The organism is Bradyrhizobium sp. USDA 4506 (assembly GCF_054058795.1).
The window spans coordinates 3,983,663-4,000,593 of sequence record NZ_JBSSBM010000002.1 but is presented as its reverse complement, the minus strand read 5'-3'; the positions used below and the strand labels follow the sequence as shown (position 1 = coordinate 4,000,593).

General features: G+C 64.8%; 21 protein-coding genes and 1 pseudogene. 12 read left to right on the top strand and 10 right to left on the bottom strand.

Features of this window, described 5'->3' with window-relative positions; genetic code table 11:
- The first annotated feature begins 242 nt into the window (after window positions 1-242).
- Window positions 243-656, top strand: coding sequence for a flagellar assembly protein FliX (locus ACVIHF_RS21295; protein WP_173637572.1), 414 nt, complete (start codon window positions 243-245; stop codon window positions 654-656).
- A gap of 41 nt (window positions 657-697) precedes the next feature.
- Here ACVIHF_RS21295 and ACVIHF_RS21290 read toward each other — a convergent pair whose 3' ends face one another.
- A complete protein-coding gene (locus tag ACVIHF_RS21290; protein ID WP_028337693.1) occupies window positions 698-1,084 on the bottom strand; it encodes a winged helix-turn-helix transcriptional regulator in 387 nt (128 codons plus the stop codon).
- Window positions 1,085-1,188: 104 nt separating this feature from the next.
- Here ACVIHF_RS21290 and ACVIHF_RS21285 point away from each other — a divergent pair, with 104 nt between their 5' ends.
- The 3 genes from ACVIHF_RS21285 to ACVIHF_RS21275 all read left to right on the top strand — a co-directional run bounded on the left by ACVIHF_RS21285 (window position 1,189) and on the right by ACVIHF_RS21275 (window position 3,420).
- The gene (locus ACVIHF_RS21285; RefSeq protein WP_456792461.1) at window positions 1,189-1,800 is read left to right on the top strand and encodes an NAD(P)-dependent oxidoreductase; all 612 of its coding nucleotides are present in this window, start codon (window positions 1,189-1,191) and stop codon (window positions 1,798-1,800) included.
- A 209-nt stretch (window positions 1,801-2,009) separates the two neighbouring features.
- Window positions 2,010-2,375 carry an RNA polymerase-binding protein DksA gene (dksA, locus tag ACVIHF_RS21280; RefSeq protein WP_170991616.1) on the top strand — a complete coding sequence of 122 codons (366 nt, stop codon included), beginning with the start codon at window positions 2,010-2,012 and terminating at the stop codon, window positions 2,373-2,375.
- A gap of 238 nt (window positions 2,376-2,613) precedes the next feature.
- Window positions 2,614-3,420 (top strand): phytanoyl-CoA dioxygenase, encoded by an 807-nt coding sequence (locus ACVIHF_RS21275; protein WP_456792459.1) that lies wholly within the window; start codon window positions 2,614-2,616, stop codon window positions 3,418-3,420.
- Window positions 3,421-3,450: 30 nt separating this feature from the next.
- Here the strand turns inward: ACVIHF_RS21275 and ACVIHF_RS21270 are convergent, their stop codons facing one another.
- Window positions 3,451-3,879, bottom strand: coding sequence for a winged helix-turn-helix transcriptional regulator (locus ACVIHF_RS21270; protein ID WP_152977807.1), 429 nt, complete (start codon window positions 3,877-3,879; stop codon window positions 3,451-3,453).
- 98 nt (window positions 3,880-3,977) lie between these two features.
- Between ACVIHF_RS21270 and ACVIHF_RS21265 the strand changes: the two genes are divergently transcribed.
- Both ACVIHF_RS21265 and ACVIHF_RS21260 read left to right on the top strand, forming a co-directional pair.
- A complete protein-coding gene (locus ACVIHF_RS21265; protein ID WP_456792458.1) occupies window positions 3,978-5,006 on the top strand; it encodes an SDR family oxidoreductase in 1,029 nt (342 codons plus the stop codon).
- Between the two features lie 108 nt (window positions 5,007-5,114).
- Window positions 5,115-5,900, top strand: coding sequence for a 2-keto-4-pentenoate hydratase (locus ACVIHF_RS21260; RefSeq protein WP_057016665.1), 786 nt, complete (start codon window positions 5,115-5,117; stop codon window positions 5,898-5,900).
- 341 nt (window positions 5,901-6,241) lie between these two features.
- Here the strand turns inward: ACVIHF_RS21260 and ACVIHF_RS21255 are convergent, their stop codons facing one another.
- Together ACVIHF_RS21255 and ACVIHF_RS21250 are read right to left on the bottom strand one after the other, a co-directional pair.
- Window positions 6,242-7,531 carry an IS4 family transposase gene (locus ACVIHF_RS21255; protein WP_225642830.1) on the bottom strand — a complete coding sequence of 430 codons (1,290 nt, stop codon included), beginning with the start codon at window positions 7,529-7,531 and terminating at the stop codon, window positions 6,242-6,244.
- Window positions 7,532-7,797: 266 nt separating this feature from the next.
- A complete protein-coding gene (locus tag ACVIHF_RS21250) occupies window positions 7,798-8,550 on the bottom strand; it encodes a carbonic anhydrase (RefSeq protein ID WP_057018635.1) in 753 nt (250 codons plus the stop codon).
- A gap of 530 nt (window positions 8,551-9,080) precedes the next feature.
- Here ACVIHF_RS21250 and ACVIHF_RS21245 point away from each other — a divergent pair.
- The 6 genes and pseudogenes from ACVIHF_RS21245 to ACVIHF_RS21220 all read left to right on the top strand — a co-directional run bounded on the left by ACVIHF_RS21245 (window position 9,081) and on the right by ACVIHF_RS21220 (window position 12,561).
- Window positions 9,081-10,142: pseudogene (locus ACVIHF_RS21245) on the top strand (IS30 family transposase).
- Window positions 10,143-10,366: 224 nt separating this feature from the next.
- Window positions 10,367-10,690, top strand: coding sequence for an ArsR/SmtB family transcription factor (locus tag ACVIHF_RS21240; RefSeq protein ID WP_016846748.1), 324 nt, complete (start codon window positions 10,367-10,369; stop codon window positions 10,688-10,690).
- A complete protein-coding gene (locus tag ACVIHF_RS21235) occupies window positions 10,687-11,118 on the top strand; it encodes an SRPBCC family protein (RefSeq protein WP_057018633.1) in 432 nt (143 codons plus the stop codon). Before ACVIHF_RS21240 ends, ACVIHF_RS21235 begins: the two co-directional genes overlap by 4 nt.
- Before the next feature lie 199 nt (window positions 11,119-11,317).
- Window positions 11,318-11,551 (top strand): hypothetical protein, encoded by a 234-nt coding sequence (locus ACVIHF_RS21230; RefSeq protein WP_076825666.1) that lies wholly within the window; start codon window positions 11,318-11,320, stop codon window positions 11,549-11,551.
- 46 nt (window positions 11,552-11,597) lie between these two features.
- Window positions 11,598-12,029, top strand: a complete 432-nt coding sequence (locus ACVIHF_RS21225; RefSeq protein ID WP_253607867.1) for a DUF1801 domain-containing protein — start codon at window positions 11,598-11,600, stop codon at window positions 12,027-12,029.
- Between the two features lie 34 nt (window positions 12,030-12,063).
- Window positions 12,064-12,561, top strand: coding sequence for a GNAT family N-acetyltransferase (locus tag ACVIHF_RS21220; protein WP_076825662.1), 498 nt, complete (start codon window positions 12,064-12,066; stop codon window positions 12,559-12,561).
- 30 nt (window positions 12,562-12,591) lie between these two features.
- On the opposite strand, the gene ACVIHF_RS21215 is transcribed toward ACVIHF_RS21220, so the two are convergent.
- The 6 genes from ACVIHF_RS21215 to flgG all read right to left on the bottom strand — a co-directional run bounded on the left by ACVIHF_RS21215 (window position 12,592) and on the right by flgG (window position 16,919).
- The gene (locus ACVIHF_RS21215; RefSeq protein WP_253607868.1) at window positions 12,592-12,912 is read right to left on the bottom strand and encodes a hypothetical protein; all 321 of its coding nucleotides are present in this window, start codon (window positions 12,910-12,912) and stop codon (window positions 12,592-12,594) included.
- 251 nt (window positions 12,913-13,163) lie between these two features.
- Window positions 13,164-13,457: a hypothetical protein gene (locus ACVIHF_RS21210; RefSeq protein WP_028337177.1), complete on the bottom strand. Its 294-nt coding sequence runs from the start codon at window positions 13,455-13,457 to the stop codon at window positions 13,164-13,166.
- A 96-nt stretch (window positions 13,458-13,553) separates the two neighbouring features.
- The gene (locus tag ACVIHF_RS21205; RefSeq protein WP_456792457.1) at window positions 13,554-13,886 is read right to left on the bottom strand and encodes a hypothetical protein; all 333 of its coding nucleotides are present in this window, start codon (window positions 13,884-13,886) and stop codon (window positions 13,554-13,556) included.
- A gap of 428 nt (window positions 13,887-14,314) precedes the next feature.
- Complete coding sequence (gene flgH, locus ACVIHF_RS21200; RefSeq protein ID WP_028337175.1) at window positions 14,315-15,067, bottom strand: flagellar basal body L-ring protein FlgH; 753 nt, start codon at window positions 15,065-15,067, stop codon at window positions 14,315-14,317.
- Window positions 15,068-15,072: 5 nt separating this feature from the next.
- Window positions 15,073-16,128: a flagellar basal body P-ring formation chaperone FlgA gene (flgA, locus tag ACVIHF_RS21195; protein WP_456792456.1), complete on the bottom strand. Its 1,056-nt coding sequence runs from the start codon at window positions 16,126-16,128 to the stop codon at window positions 15,073-15,075.
- Window positions 16,129-16,130: 2 nt separating this feature from the next.
- Window positions 16,131-16,919: a flagellar basal-body rod protein FlgG gene (gene flgG, locus ACVIHF_RS21190; protein WP_076825657.1), complete on the bottom strand. Its 789-nt coding sequence runs from the start codon at window positions 16,917-16,919 to the stop codon at window positions 16,131-16,133.
- Window positions 16,920-16,931: the final 12 nt, after the last annotated feature.

The following is a 16,931-nucleotide window of genomic DNA, read 5'->3' as shown; positions in this document are numbered from 1 at the left end:
GCGGATTGCGCGACACTCCCATGACGGCGATCCGCCATTAACCATGCGAGCTGCGTGCCACTCCGCTTCGCTTTGGCAATGTGTTGATATATTTATCGAAATTGTCGGAGCGTCGTTTTACTCCGGTTCGCCAGGGAGCGCGAAACTGCCGCGCGGCGGCAGAAATTGCCGGGTCGTTTACGCGCCGTTAACCATAAAACAGCGATGCTCGGCCCATTCAGGCCTGCGGGATCATCACGACGATGCGCATCTACGGACCGAACGGCACCACGCTTGGCACGTCCACCAGCGCCACGCGGCGCACCTCGTCGAGCGGCTTCTCGCTGCCGGATGCGACGACCGCGCAGGAGGAGGTCCGCTCCACCGCAGCGCCGAAGGCCGCCACCAGCCTCGATGCGCTACTCGCATTGCAGGGCGTCGAGGACCCGACCGAGCGCCGCAAGCGCTCGGTGGCCCGCGGCAAGGGCGCGCTCGACGTGCTCGATGCGCTCAAGCTCGGCCTGCTGTCCGGCAATTTCGATTCCTCCACGGTGAACCGGCTGCGTGACGCCGCGGCGAGCCTGAAGGAATCTTCCGGCGATCCCGGTCTCGATGCCGTGCTCGGCGAGATCGAACTGCGCGTCGAGGTCGAGCTCGCCAAGGCCGGGCAATACTAGGCTCCTCCCGATCAACTCACCTGTCCGACGCCGCTGGTGCCTCAGGCCGCCAGCGCCTTGCGCTGCGCGTCGTAGCGGCGCTGCGCGGCCAGCACGTCCTTCAGATTCCGTTCGGCCCAGTCGCGCAGCGGATCGACGGCTTCGGCGAGCGTCGATCCGAGCGGCGTGATTGAATACTCCACCGTCACCGGCACCGTTGCGATCGCCCGGCGACGCAGCAGCCCGTCGCGCTCCAGGCTTTTCAGCACCTGCGACAGCATCTTCTGCGAGATGCCTTCGATCGCGCGTCGAAGCTGGTTGAAGCGCATCGGCTCGCTGCGCAGCAGCAGCAGGATCAGCACCGCCCATTTGTCGCCGACCCGGTCGAGGATCTGGCGCGTCGGGCAATTGGCGGCATAGGCGTCCGGCTTGAGGCTCGTGGCTTTCATCGCGGTTACTCCGGCGTGATCAGGTGAGGCAAGAGTGCCTTCTTCACACCTACATCCTTTTCGCTATCTAGTCACCATTGGAAACTATCAATCGGAGACTTGAGATGAAGATCGCCATCGCCGGCGCGTCCGGCCAGGCCGGCTCGCGTATCACCGCGGAACTCGCCCGCCGCGGCCACGCCGTCACCGCCATCGCCCGCAGCCCGGAGAAGATCGCCAGCCTGCCCAATGTCACCGCCCGCAAGGGTGACGCGAACGACCAGGCCGCCCTGGCCGCGCTGTGGGCCGGCCACGATGCCGCGGTCAGTTCGATCCATTTCCTGGCCAGCGACCCCGCCAAGCTGATCGGGGCGGCCAAGTCATCCGGGGTCGGCCGCTATCTCGTGGTCGGCGGCGCCGGCAGCCTCGAGGTGGCGCCGGGCGTCCGCCTGGTGACCACCCCCAATTTTCCGCCCCAATACAAGGCCGAGGCCTCCAAGGGGGCTGAATTCCTCGACCTGCTGCGCCAGGAGAAGGACCTGAACTGGACCTTTTTGTCGCCCTCGGCGCTGTTCGTGGCCGGCGAGCGGACCGGCAAGTTCCGCCTCGGAACCGACCAGCTTCTGACCGCAGCCGACGGCAAAAGCTCGATCTCGTTCGAGGATTTCGCAGTTGCACTCGCCGACGAAATCGAGCGCCCGGCCCATATCCGCCGGCGTTTCACGGTCGGCTATTGAGGGGCAGGGCCGTCCCCGGGCAGGGCGGATAAGTTTGCCTGTGCAAGGCCTTGGGGGCGGCCCGCCTTTCGCGGTGGCAGATATTGTCTGTCACATGACGTGGCTATATAAGGCGCCGCGCGGAGGAGTTGTGTTCCCTCCGCCTGACAGGGACATGGCTGCCTTTGGAAAAGCTGAAGAACTACCGGCCGACTGAAAAAGAGCCTTTCATGAATGAGCGGCAGCGCGATTATTTCCGCGCCAAGCTGCTGGCCTGGAAGGATGAAATCCTCCGCGAATCGAAGGTCACGTTGCAGACGTTGCAGGAAGAGAACGTCAATCATCCCGACCTCGCGGACCGAGCGTCCTCGGAAACCGACCGCGCGATCGAACTTCGTGCCCGCGACCGTCAGCGCAAGCTGATCTCCAAGATCGACGCGGCGCTCCAGCGCATCGAAGACAACACCTACGGCTATTGCGAAGAGACCGGTGAACCGATCTCGCTGAAGCGGCTCGAAGCCCGCCCGATCGCAACGCTGTCGGTGGAGGCGCAGGAACGCCACGAGAAGCGCGAGAAGGTCTATCGCGACGAATAGTGGCGACGGATCGCCACGGATTGCTGCCGGCGCGTACCGGTTGTACGTTCGCGCCGCCATGATGACACGCGCTCTCAGCATCGCTTCGGTGTTTTTGCTGGGCTGATCCCGCTTCCTCCTGGAAGCGCTGAGCGGCCCCACGAGCTTTCGCTCCTGGGATTCCAGTGAAACCGAATGAGCCGGTCAGGTTCCGCGCATCGCGGAGCATCGATGGCTGGCGACAGTTTGAGAGACAATCATGACCCATCGAAACGACGCGCGTGCGCTTGACGGCGCGCAGATCGAGCAATTCATCCAACAGGGCTTTGTCCGGATCGACAGCGCCTTTCCCCGGGAACTCGCCGACCAGGGACGCGCCATCATGTGGCGTGACCTGCCGTGCAGCGAGCACGACCCTGCGACCTGGACGCGCCCGGTGATCCGGCTGCCCGGCTACGGCGGCGCGCCGTTCCGGCAGGCGATCAACACGCCGCTGCTGCACCGGGCGTTCGATCAGATCGCCGGTCCCGGCCGCTGGCGCCCGCGCGACGACATCGGAACCTTTCCGGTGCGCTTCCCGCATCCGGACGATCCCGGCGATGCCGGCTGGCACATCGACGTCAGCTTCCCCGGCGAGGATTGCGACCCCAACGAGCGCAGCGACTTCTCCGCCTGGCGGGCCAATGTCGTCTCGCGCGGCCGGGCGCTGTTGCTGCTGTTCCTGTTCTCCGACGTCGGAGAGGACGATGCGCCGACCCGGATCAGGGTCGGCTCGCATTGGCCGATGGCCCGCTACCTCGCGCCGGCGGGCGAGGCCGGGCGCGCACGCATGGTGCTCGACGATGTCGGCGCCGACTGCGAGGTCGCGCTCGCGACCGGGGAGGCCGGCACGGTCTATCTGTGCCATCCGTTGCTGGTGCATGCCGCGCAGAAGCATCGGGGCACGACACCGCGCTTCATGGCCCAGCCGTCGCTCGCTGCCGGCGAACCGTATCGGCTGGAACGTGCGGACGGCGCGTATTCGCCGGTCGAGATCGCGATCCGAAAGGCGCTTGGCATGGAGTGATCGGACGCCGATCTGAAGGCGAGGCGATATTCAGGCCAACCCGGCTCCGAGTATCGCCTCGCTTGCCTCCGCCTGACGGCGCGGGCCGAACGTCTTCGACCATGCCAGCAATTCGCGGAAAGCCGGCGTCAGGCTCCAGGCCGAATCCGTCAGCTCGTATTCGACCTGCAGCGGCTTCTCGGCGAGCACCTTGCGCGCCACCAGGCCGTCGCGCTCGAGCTCGCGCAGCTGCGCGGTCAGCATGTGCTGGGTGATCGGCGCGAGCGCGCGGCGCAGCGCGCCGAACCGCACGCCGCCATTCATCAGCGTGAACAGGATCTCGAGCTTCCATTTTCCCCCGAGCGCGTGGATCGCGTGCTTGAATTCGATCAGCACATTGGGGTCGGTGGGACAGCTCTCGCATTCACCGCCGTCACACATATCGCTGGTATTGTTTTCCATACCGGTCTCGAATTTCATCCTACTTGTCCAAGGTCAGATAGTGACCAGATGCGGCCTGTGCAGGGCGGGCAGTGCAATGTTGGGCCCATCCGCCGAACCATGAAGAGGGCAGGGACATGAGCACGGTTTTGGTCACAGGCGGATCGGGATTCATCGGCGTGCATACGATTCTGCAGCTGCTCGCCGACGGGCACGCGGTGCGAACGACGGTGCGCAATCCGGGTCGCAGCAACGACGTGATCGCGATGCTGCGCGAGGGTGGCGCGCTGGCGCCCGACCAGGTCGGCTTCGTCACCGCCGACCTGCTGCGCGACGATGGCTGGCGCGAGGCGGCCACCGGGTGCGACTACGTGCTGCATGTCGCATCACCGCTCGGCGCCTATGTGCCCGAGGACGAGAATGAGCTGATCGTCCCGGCGCGGGAAGGCACGCTGCGGGTGTTGCGCGCCGCGCGTGACGCAGGCGTCAAGCGCGTGGTCGTGACGTCGTCGTTCGCGGCAATCGGCTACGGCCATCCGCCTCAGGCGGCGCCGTTCAACGAGACCGTGTGGTCCAATCTCGATGGCGAGGGCGTGCAGGCCTATCCGAAATCCAAGACGCTGGCCGAGCGCGCCGCCTGGGATTTCGTGGGGCGCGAAGGCAATGGCCTCGAGCTTGCCGTGGTCAACCCCACCGCGGTGTTCGGCCCGGCGCTCGGTGCCGATTTCTCCGAGTCGATCGGCATCATCAAGGCGCTGCTCGACGGCGCGATGCCGGTGGTGCCGCGGATCCATTTCGGCCTCGTCGACGTCCGCGATGTCGCCGACCTGCATCTGCGCGCCATGATGTCGCCTGAGGCCAGCGGTGAGCGCTTCCTGGCGGTCGCCGGCGAGACCATGTCGATCCTCGGGGTCGCCCGGGTGCTGCGCGCAAAGCTCGGCAGCAAGGCGCGGCGCGTGCCGCGGTTCCAGGCGCCGGACTGGATGATGCGGCTCGCCGCACGGCGCAACCCGATGGCCCGTGCCGCGCTGCCGCTGCTCGGCAAGGTGCGCCGCGCGACCAGCGCCAAGGCGCAGCACCTGCTCGGCTGGCGCCCGCGCGGCAATGAGGAGATGATCGTCGCGACCGCCGAGAGCCTGATCCGGCTCGGCCTCGTCAAGGCCTGACGGTAGCTCCCGTGCAGCGTGCTTGCCAGACGCGTCGGCGAGTGCTGAATTGCAGCGAGCAGACGGAGGCGCCACCGCGCCGCCGAGAACACCAGGGAGGCTGCGCAGATGGATCGGGTCCTCGCGGCCGCAAAGGCGATCGCCAGCGCGCGCCGCAGCCGGGCGCCGCTCAAGGCGCTTCCGAAGGACGTGGTGCCGCGCGACGAGGCCGAAGGCTATCAGGTGCAGTACGCGTTGCACGCTCTGATGCAGCCACACGTCGGCAGCCTCGTCGGCTACAAGATCGGCTGCACCAGCGCGGTGATGCAGGAATATATCAACATCCCGCACCCCTGCGTCGGTGGCGTGTTCGAGAAGGTCGTGCATGACAGCGGCGTGCGGCTGCCGGCGGCCGAGTTCGTCCATGTCGGCGTCGAGTGCGAGATCGCGGTGCGGCTCGCCCGCAATCTCGCTCCCAGCGAGGCGCCGTTCACCGCCGAATGGGTCGCGGAAGCGATCGATGCCTACTATCCCGCGATCGAGATCGTCGACGACCGCTACGTCAAATGGGAGACATTGGGCGCGCCGACGCTGATTGCCGACGACTTCTTCGCCGCCGGTTGCGTGCTCGGGGAGGAGGTGCCGCGCATCACCGTGCCCGATCTGCGCGCGGTCGCGGGACGCGCGATCGTCAACGGCAAGGAAGAAGGCCGCGGCACCGGCGCCGACGTGCTCGGGCATCCCCACAACGCGCTCGCCTGGCTCGCCAATCATCTCGCTACTGAAGGCCGCGGCCTGCATGCCGGCCAGATCGTGCTGACCGGCAGCCTGGTCAAGACGGTGTGGCTGAACGCGGGCGACACGGTCGTGATGGAGCTCGACGGCCTCGGCAAGGTGGAAGCGGCCTTTACGTGAGGTGACGTTGTGCGAGCCTGCCTCCATATGAGGACGTCGTCCCTGCGAAAGCACTAGGGCATTTACACATCTCTTCGAGGCTAGAAAACCGACTCATCATCAAGGGGTTAGCTACTAGGCGAGAGCCGAAATCGGCGGGCGCAACCCTAGTGCAGATGAGTAAGTTCTCTGCGGTTTTCGGCCAACTCTTTGAGAAGACTCCGGAAAGACTGCGGAGGATATGTATATACGCTAGTGCGAAAGCAGGGACCCATAACCACGAATGCTGATTGTTGCGCGGCGCGGGAGCGACGAGCGCGGTTCGCGACAGCCGCTGCGGGGTATGGGTCCCTGCTTTCGCACTAGGGCATGCACACATTTCTGAGGCTCCATCCGAGAGCGACGGCGCGGAAGTAATCGAGACCGTTTTTGAAGGTGATGGGGCCTGGTGGCTTGGAGGACGGATAGCCGTCCCATCCTCCAATGCGGCCGATAATCCAGGCCGCCCAGGCAAGACGATCGGACGGATGCGGGTTCTTCAGTCGTCTGTTCCTGGCTTCAAGCTGCTGATTGAGGGCGGTCAACGCATCGATCTCGCTGGGATTGAAGGCAACGTGAAGCGACTGCTGGCTCCCGTTGCGCGCTTGCAGGAGCTGGATGGTGATGATCGCGGCCTTGGCAGCGATGGCAACCAATTTGAGAAGCCGGCCGGCGGTGCCGATCTGGCTATCCTCGAGCTTGAAGCCCTGCGTCTTGAGGACGCGGAAGAACTGCTCGATGATCCAGCGCTGCTTGTACCAGGCGACGATGCGCCAGGCATCGTCTGAACTGGTGACCTCGTGAGAGGTGAGAAGACGCCAGTGCAACGGCTCGACGTTGGGATCGGCATTGATCTCGCGGACGTCAACGATGGCCAGATGCAGGCTTTTCGGCAAATGGCGCAGGAACTTGCTTTGCGGCCGGGCCAGCTCGATTGCGCCGAAGCGAAGTTCGAGGTCCATCGGACGTGCAGGCCGCCCCGCACGCGCAGGCAACTCGATGATGCGACGCTCTACCGCCGTCATGGCGTCGATCGCCGCATACAAACCCGTCGTGTCGGCCAGCTTGCGATCATGCATGCTGCGGGCGATCACGCGGTAGTCTTGCTCGGCTGCGCTGGCATAAAGAGCAAAGATGTCGCTCTCGCGGTCACCAAGCAGGGTCACCATTGCAGCACCGGTAAGCAGCGGCTTGGCCGCAAGGGCGGTGGCAATCCAGCGCTGCGATTCCTTGTCCGACAGGTCGCGGCTGTCATGCGAGACGCTCCGAGGGCCTTCACGCGTCCACACCTCGCCGCTCAAAAGTCCCAGGCAGGTGCCATTGTCCGCATCCACCGCCAGCATCGGGTGCAGCAGCACGCCGTGGTGATTGCCCTTGCCGATCTCCCCGAGCCCGCGCCGGCGTTGCGGCGTGGTGTTGAAGTGGATCTCGCTGGTGTCCTGGATCGCCAAAACATGGCGGCCTGTAACCGCCGCAGCCGTGCTTTCGCTCCAGCTTTCGATGATGCGCTCCTTCGTCACCTTGGAGTTACCGAGAAAGCGGTTGAACCGCACCTCCAGCGCGCGGTCTCCCTTGGAAAGCCGCCGAAGGCATACATCCTTGCCCGCGACCATGCGTCCGATGAGCGCCGCCCCCCTTTATCGAGACGACCATCCTCGAACCGGCCCAACGTCCAGTCAATCCGCGACAACATGCTGGCACCTCCGCCCAAGCCGAAGTGCCGTAATAGAAGTCACCGAGACCCCCGATTCTGGAATCCCCAATCTCTGACCCGAGTCAATCCGTCGCACCAGATGTGTGCATCCCCTAGTGCTTTCGCAGGGACGACACCGAGTGTGTAGCGCGACCTTGACCTGACTTTACTGAATTCACCTGACTTTCAAGTCGCCGGGCGCTTGGCGTCCGTGACCAGTTCGACCTTGCCGTCGGTCAGCCGGTAGACCGCGCCGACCACCCTGAGCTTGCCCTGATCGACCGCGGCGCTGAGGATCGGCGTTGCCGATTTCAGCTTCGCGACGTTGTCGATGACGTTCTGCCTGATGGCGTTGGCGAGCCGGTCGCCTCCCTTGCCTTCGGTCGCCTTCACCGCCGGTGCGATCGCATTGACCAGCGAGGGCAGATGGCCGGGCAGGGTGGTGTTGTCCTTCAGCGACTTGATGGCGGCGTCGACCGCCCCGCAGCTGTCGTGGCCGAGCACCATGAACAGCGGCACGTTGAGCACGGCCGATGCATATTCCAGGCTCGCGATGGTCTCGTCGCTGGCAAAATTGCCCGCGATGCGGCAGACGAACAGATCGCCGCGGCCGGTGTCGAAGGCGTATTCCGGTGCGATGCGGGAGTCCGCGCAACTCAGGATGCCGGCGAACGGATTCTGTCCGCCGGCCAGCGCCTCGCGCTCGTGCTTGAAATCATGCCGCCGCGAGACGCCTTCGACATAGCGCAGATTGCCCTTCACCAGCCGCTCCAGCGCCGCGTCCGGCGCCAGCACATTCTGCGGCTTCGGCGGCGATTTGGTTTCCCTGGCGGAAACCGGCGGGGCAAGGGCGAGGCTGGCGGCGGTGCAGGCCGCGGCAGCGAGGAAGCGGCGCCGGGAGGTCTGGGTGGGAGCTGCGATTTCGCAAAGCTGGCACATCAAAAATCTCCGTAAAATTATCCGAGAATAGCAATCGCGTCCGTGCAAAGGTTGTAGATCATGCGCAGTGCCACCGCAACGACACGGTTTCATGCTCGGTCCCTGCTCCCATGTGCAATTGCGCACAAGGCAGGGATGACGGTGATGACGAGTCGCAATTCAAGATGTCAAACAGCGCGGTGTGATGACCCGCTAAAGCGAAAGCGGGTGATCCAGTATTGCAGAGACGGCTGTGCTTGAGCCGAGAGGCCGCGGCGTACTGGATCGCCCGGTCCCGTCTTCGCCAAGGCTTCGACGAGGCCATGCATCCTTGGCGCGCCGAAGCTTCAGCGGAGGCGGCGAGCCGGGTGATGACAGAGCGGATTCCACACACACACGATCGTCGTCCTGGCGAAAGCCAGGATCCATAACCACCGCACTTGATGATGAGCGGGATCGTGGCCCCAGCGTCGCGCAACAACAAACGGCTGGGGTAATGGGTCCCCTGAGTTCACAAACGAAGTGCAACACTTCCTTGAGGAGGTGTTGCCATGGGGCGGACTTACAAGCAGCTCTCTCTGGACGACCGATGCGAGATTGCCTGCCTATCGGCCAATGGCAGCTCGGTCCGGCAAATCGCGGCAGCTCTGGATCGCTCGCCATCAACGATCTCTCGGGAACTGAGGCGCAATCGGGGGAGCCAGGTCGGCTACAAGCCGAGCTATGCCCAGCACCAGATGCGAGCGCGGCGCTGGACGGGCGGACGCCTCGAACGGGAGCCCGGCCTGCGCCGCGCGGTGTTGCAACGCCTTCGCCGCGGCTGGTCGCCCGAGCAGGTCGCTGGCCGGCTGGCCCGCGAGCACGGGCGCAAGGTGATCTCCCACGAGACCATCTAGCGCTTCATCTATGGCCAACTCAGGCGCACCACGGACTTCAACTGGCGGCGCTATCTGCCGCGCGCCAAGAGCAAGCGCGGCTGCCGCGGCAAGCGGGGCGGCAGCCCCGCAAGCTTCATCGAAGGCCGTGTATCCTTGGCAAATCGGCCGCTCGAAGTGGCCGACCGCAGCGTGCCCGGACACTGGGAGGCCGACCTGATGATGTTCTCGAAATACGGTCAGGCCGTGCTGACCGTGCACGAGCGCACCTCGCGGCTGCTGCTCGGCATCCGCCTTGCCAGCAAGGTCGCGCGCGGTGTCGCCCGCCATCTCGTGGGCTTCTTCGCGCCCCTTCCACAAGAGCTGCGCCAGAGCGTTACCTTCGACAACGGCACCGAGTTCGCCGGTCACCTGGCGCTGCACCGCCTCTCGATCGCGACCTTCTTCTGCGATCCCCATGCCCCCTGGCAGAAGGGTGGCATCGAGAACGCCATCGGCAGGATGCGCCGCTTTATTCCCCGCAAGACGGATCTCGTCACCCTCTCGACCGCCAGGTTCCGCCAGTTCATCGCCGCCTACAACAACACCCCGCGCAAATGCCTTGACTACCGCACGCCTGCCGAGTCCTTTGCTCAAGTGTTGCACTTCGAATGTGAATCCACCTCCTGGCTTTCGCCAGGACGACATGGAATGTGTTGCGCGATCTGTGAGTCAAACTTCCGCATTCTCGCGACATGATTTGCCCGAGCTTTGCTCTTCGTTCCGCCCTGAGTTGCCCGACGGGCCGATCGCCGCCACCGGATAACCTGCGGGTTATGAAAGGCGCGGGCGGTCTTGTTGTGCCATCGAGCCGGAAAGCCTCAGGTGGCGCGGCCGCCGTCGAGCCGCCGAAGTTTGCGATTGACTCATCCATAGCTGGTTGGTTATACGTCAATCCATAACCAATGGGTTATTGATCGCAAATGCCTGACGCTCACGACATCCTGTTTCGAACCCTTGCAGACCCGACCCGCCGGGCCATCTTCGAGCGCCTGTGCCGCGAGGGCGAGCAGACCGTCGGCGCGCTGACGGCCCGCGCCAGGATCTCGCAGCCGGCGGTGTCGAAGCATCTCGGCGTGCTGAAGCAGGCCGGGCTGGTGCGCGACCGCCATGAAGGCAGGCAGACCCATTACAGCGCGCAACTCGGCGCGCTGGCGCCGCTGATCGACTGGACCAGCCAGATGGCGGGCTTCTGGCAGAACCGGTTCGACCACCTCGAAGATCTCCTCAAAAGGATGGACCAATGAACAAGACCACCGCTGAAACGCGTTCCGCGATCGTCGAGCGTGAATTTCCTCATCCGCCGGAAAAGCTCTGGCGCGCGCTGACCCAACCGCATCTGATGGAGGAGTGGCTGATGAAGAACGACTTCAAGCCCGAGGTCGGGCACAGCTTCAACCTGCGCGGCGAGTGGGGCGGCGTGCTGGACTGCAAGGTGCTCGCTGTGGAGCCGCACAGGACGCTGTCCTACACCTGGAATTTCGTGCATGCGGATGCCGCCTACAATCTCGAGAGCGTTGTGGTCTTCACGCTGACGCCGACGGCGACCGGCACCCATCTGCGCGTCGAGCAGTCCGGCTTCCAGCCGCATCAGAAGCAGGCCTATGGCGGCGCTCATGCCGGATGGAAGCAGTTCCTCGAGAATCTCGATCAGCTGATGGCGCGGCAAGGTTGACGGCCTCTCTCTCTCGTCATTGCGAGCTAACGGGTCGGCGCATAGCGCCGCCCGATGACAGGCTCCGCGAAGCAATCCATCGTGCCGCATACACGGATAGATGGATTGCTTCGTCGCTTCAGCGCAAAATTGCTCTGCAATTTTGTCGGGAGCTCCTCGCAATGACGCTGGATCATTCACTCACCAACAGGAGGTCACATTGAACTGGAACAACTGGATCCGGCAATCGCACCGCTGGCTCTCGATCGCCTTCACGGTCGCCGTCATCATCAACATCGTCGCCATGGTCCTGCAGCAGCAGGCGGTCTGGATCGGCTTGCTAGCGCTGTTCCCGCTGATCTTCATGCTGCTCAGCGGCCTTTATCTGTTCGCGTTGCCATATCTGTCGCCGCGGCGTCAGCATGGGGGATCGACGTCCGCGTCCCAAGTGTGATTGCATGACGTGACGACTTGGGGCGGATGAGGCGCGAGAGACAGCAATGACGGCATCGGAACGTATCGACCAGATGATCGAGGACCTCACCGACTGGCGCGGCAAGACGCTCGCCAGCCTGCGCAAGAGCATCCTCGCCGCCGATCCTGAGATCATCGAGGAGTGGAAGTGGATGGGCAGCCCGGTGTGGTCGCGCGACGGCATCATTGCGGTCGGCAACGCCCACAAGGGCAAGGTCAAGCTGACCTTCATGTATGGCGCGCAGCTGCCCGACCCCGACAAGCTGTTCAACACCGGCTTCGAGGGCAATGCGCGGCGCGCGATCGATCTGTTCGAGGGCGACAAGATCAACGCCCCTGCGCTGAAGACGCTCATTCGTGCTGCGATCGAACTCAACCAGGCCAAATCCAGGAAATCTGCGAAGAAGCCGGCAAAGAAGGCCGCGGGTACCCGCGCGACCGCAAAGAAGAAGGCGTGAGCTGCGCCGCCATGGTGCTCGCGATCCATCCGCGATGATCAAGACCAGGCTCGCCACATTGTCCGATGCGGACGCCATCTCCGCGCTGTTGACGGCCAACAACGGGGAGCACGGTGGCATGCTGCTCGGGCAATGGCCGCGCGACGTGATCGAGACGCGCATTGCAAGCGGGCAATCGATCGTCGTCGCGACCGACGATGAGGGCAGACTGCTCGGCGCGCTCCTGACGTCGGAGAAGGGATATGGCGAGGCGCCGCCGGTGCAGGCCATGCTGAAGGCCTGGCCGGGGCGGGCAGATGCGTATGTTTATGGTCCGGTGTGCGTCTCGCGGGACGCGCGCGGCCTTGGCGTGCTGGATGCGTTGTACGCGAAGCTTCAGGCGACGTTCCCCGGCCGCGAGGCAATCCTGTTCATCAGGGAAGACAACCCGCGTTCGCTCAAGGCGCATCTGCGGCTCGGCATGCGCGAGGTCGCGCGATACGACTTCGGCGGCAAGGTCTTCATTGTCCTGAGCGACAGGCCCGACGCGTGAATGCGGCCGTCGCGCTCCCGCGCAGGCAAGCTAGGCCGAGATGTCGACCGCCTGGCCGGCCTTGCCGGCGTTCTTCTGGAACGCCTGCTCGATCAGCTCCTTGATCTTCTGCTCGACCGCGGCGCGCTGATCCGGCGTCATGTTCTTGAGATCTTCTTCCGACATGCCCATGCTTTTGAGGATGTTCGCGCGCATCCGGTCCATCGGGCTGATCTGCGCATATTTGAGAAACTTCTGCTCGACGGTGTCGCCGAGCGAGCTGCCGCCGGTGGCGTCGGCGGTCAGCGGTTTCTTCAATGTGCCAGTCGTCATGCTGGCGGTGACCGATCCAAGGGCCGAGATCGACGTCATCTGCGCGCGCAGTCCCCATTGCAATGCTGCAATCGTGGAGCAAATGGCGTGCCATCCGTTGCAGCCGTGATTTCAACGGGATCGCGACGCCGCCACGCGCGCACGACGCGCAGCCGGCAGCTTCTGCCGGGCGAAGTTTGCCGGTTGCGGCCTTCAGGCTATGGTATGCACGATCACTGGACCCGCAACCCGGTTGCGGCCGTTATGCCTTGGTATGCACGATCACCGGACCCGCAACCCGGTTGCGGCCGTTATGCCTTGGTATGCACGATCACTGGACCCGCAACCGCGGTGGCCTGGCCGACCAGCAATGGGCCGAGATTGTCATCGATCCAGGCCAGCGCGCGGCGGTTGGCCTCTTCGGCGCCGGCATGGTTGTTGAAGACGCTGATCGCGGTGACGGTATCGTCGCCGGCATAGACCACGTAATAGGCCATGAAGCCTTCGACATCGCTGATGATCGGGATCGCGCCTTCCTTGATCCGGCGCGCGAGCTCCTCGGCGCTACCAGTCTTCGCCTTGGCGTGACGGATGGCGGCATACATTCGTTCCTCCTTCCGGCTGCATCGATCGGGCTGCGCTTCGCGCAAGCGCGATCGTACGCCGGACCGGGTGGCGACGCCATCGGGATTGCGGACGGATTAGCTGAAACGCCTGCTCACGACCGTCGTGCGCCGGCCCGGGAGCTTCGGCAGCCTCGCCACACCCGCGCGCGTCGTCGTGATCCTTGGGCCGGGGGCGGGCTCCGGCTCCTGTTGCTGCAGAAACAGCGTGGCTTCGAACAGCACGCCGGGGGCCTGCTTGGCCGTGCCCGAGCACACCGCCCGGTTGCCGTTGAACGAGCCGGTCAGCTGCGCCTCGACCTCGTCGCATCCGAACACGGTGGTGAACGGGCCGTCGGCATAGCGATGCGTCGTCAGCGTCGCCGTGAAGCGGTCCTGATCGAGCTGGTAGGTGCCGCCATAAATGAACATGGCGTCACCGCCCGAGATCCTGCCATTTGCAAGCTGGACTATTCCGGTGCCTTCGCCCCGCGGCGTCCGGAACCACGCCGCATATCGTCCGTCTCTTTGCATGACCGTCATACAAACAGAAAACCCTGCGTTGTCGTCTCCCTACGTTGCAAGCGCCGGGACTTCTACTGTGCGCTGCTGCGAGGGTTAACGAACCGACAAGGCGATGGCGCGACTTTCGTGAAGCGGTATCGGACTGCGCGCGGCGACCGCGCCGGCGCACGCCACCGGTCACAAAAAGCCACGGCCCTCGCCAGGGGAGCTAGCGAGGGCCGTGTTGGTACACCGCGCCGCGCCTAGGTTCGCGACGAGATGTGGGAGCTCGTAAAAGTCCTACTCAGGCATGATCCGTTTCCGAAAACCGGTTTCCACTCTTCGGGATCATGCCGTCAGAAGGGCAGCAGCACGTCGAGAACCTGCTGGCCGTAGCGCGGCTGTTGCACGTCGGTGATCTGGCCGCGGCCGCCATAGGCGATGCGGGCCTGCGCGATCTTCGAGGAATCGATGGTGTTGTCGCTCTGGATGTCCTCCGGGCGCACGATGCCGGCCACGATCAGCTCGCGGATTTCGAAGTTGACGCGAATCTCCTGCTTGCCTTCGACCACGAGGTTGCCGTTCGGCAGCACCTGGGTGACGACCGCGGCGACGTTGGTCTGCAACGCTTCCTGGCGGTTCACCGAGCCCTTGCCGTCGCTGGAGGCCGTGGAGTCGGCGGTCAGGATGCGGCCGGGCAGGATCTTGTTCGGCTGCGTGATGGTCTGCGAGCCCAGGAAGTTGGTGACGCCCGAATCCTCGGAGTTGGTACGGCTGCGCTGGGTCTCGTTGGCGATCGCGGCCTTGTCAGTGAAGTTCACCGTGATGGTCAGGATGTCGCCGACGCGCGCGGCGCGCTGGTCCTTGAAGAAGGCGCGGGAGCCGCTGCGCCACAGCGAGTTCGGACTGTAGGAGGCGACCTCGGGCTTCGGCATCGGCATCTGCACCGGCTTGTAGCCGGGCTGGGTGGTCGGATTGTCGATCGACGACAGCTTCGGCTGCTCGCCGATCTGCGAGAGACGGTCGATCGACGAGCAACCGCTGGCGATCGTTCCGAGCGCGAGCAGCGCACCGGTCAGGACGAGGCGGTTGATGCGGTACTGGGACATGAACTTTACTCGGCGTTTGGTGCGACTGAACTCAGCTTGACGGAAGCGGAATTGGATTCGGTGGCGTCGGCGGTCGGCGCCGGGCGCGGGGTCGCGACCGAGATCGAGACCTCACCGCGGCCGGTGACGACGCCGGAGACGGCACGCTTGGACTGCAGATTCATCACGCTGACGGTGTCGCCCTCGGCGCCGCCATCCATCGCCTTGCCGCGGATCGTGAGGTAAAGGCCGGCGGTGCGGTAGATCAGCGTGACGTTCTGGTCGCGGGTGACGAGATCGGGCTTCGCGAGGTCGGCGACGCGCAGCGCCTGGCCGGGGCGGAGCTGGCGGCGGACCTGCATGCCGACGGCGCTGTCGCGCACCGCCGCGTCGTTGCCGATTTCGGCTTTCGGACGGCGTTCGACGATCACGTCGGAGGCCTTCAACACGTCGCCGCGCTCGACATTGCGCGTCAGCACGGCGGCCTCGATAGTTTCGATCGCGGTTCCGGTGAAGCGCAGCTTCGACGGCGCGGCGCCGGCGTCGTTGCCGATCTCGAAGGTCAGGTCGAAACGCGTCGAGCGCGGGTCGTAGCGCACGGCGATCGGCTGCATCGCGCCGGTATTGGTGGCCTCGAGGCGGATGTCGCCGGGATCGCGGTCGAAGGTCAGCGCGATGTTGCCGGCCCTGCCGAGCCCGTGGCGGCCCTCCAGCGCGCGCGACACCTGCTGCTCGATCTCCTTGCTGTCGATGGTGCGTGCCAGCCGGGTGACGGTGATCTCCTTCAGCTCGCGGGTATCGACGCCGATCACCTGGTGCGAGCGCAACACGTTCAGCACCTGCGCGACCGGCAGCGTGCCTGTCGTGCCGAGGTCCGGAGCGCGGTAGACCGCGACGCTGCCGGCGCTGCCGGCGTTGTCGATGAGGTCGCCGACCCGCACGATGTCGTCGGCGACCGTGATGCTGGCGCGCAGCATCGGCACCGCGATGGTCTCGCGGCGGCTTTGCGCGGCGGACGGTGCCACGGTGACGGCGAGGAGCGCAGCTGCGATCAGGAGTGAGCGGGCGATCATCGACATCATCCTCAGCGGAACAGGTTGGAGGTCGACTGCATCATCTGGTCGGCGGCGGAGACCACCTTCGAGTTCATCTCATAGGCGCGCTGTGCGGCGATCAGGTCGGAGATTTCCGAGACCACCTCGACATTGGCCTGTTCGAGGTTGCTCTGCTGCATGTCGCCATAGCCGTCGGTGTTGGCGGTGCCGTCCTGCGGCTGGCCGGAGGCCGGCGTTTCCTGGAACAGATTGTCGCCGATCGGCATCAGGCCGGCCTTGTTGATGAATCGGGTCAGGCCGATCTGGCCGATGTTGGTCGATGCGGTCTGGCCCGGCAGCGTCACCGAGACCTGGCCTTGCGCATTGATGGTGAGGCCGGATGCGTTCTGCGGGATCGTGATCGTCGGCTGCAGCAAATTGCCCTGCGCGTTGACGATGCGGCCCTGATTGTCCATCTGGAACGAGCCGTCGCGGGTGTAGGTGAAGGTGCCGTCCGGCATCAGGATCTTGAAGAAGCCTTCACCGCGGATCGCGATGTCGAGATCGTTGCCGGTCGGCGACAGCGTGCCCTGGGTCATCATGCGCGGCGTGCCGACGGTCTTGACGCCGCCGCCGAGGTCGATGCCCATCGGTATGATGGTGTTCTGATCGGAGGCCTGCGCGCCGACCCGGCGCACATGATCGTAGATCAGGTCCTGGAACGCGGCGCGCTGCTTCTTGTAGCCGGTGGTGCGCAGGTTCGCGATGTTGTTGGAGATCACCTGAACGCTGAGTTCCTGTGCCGCCATTCCGGTCGCAGCTGTATAAAGTGCGCGCATCGGTCAATCCCC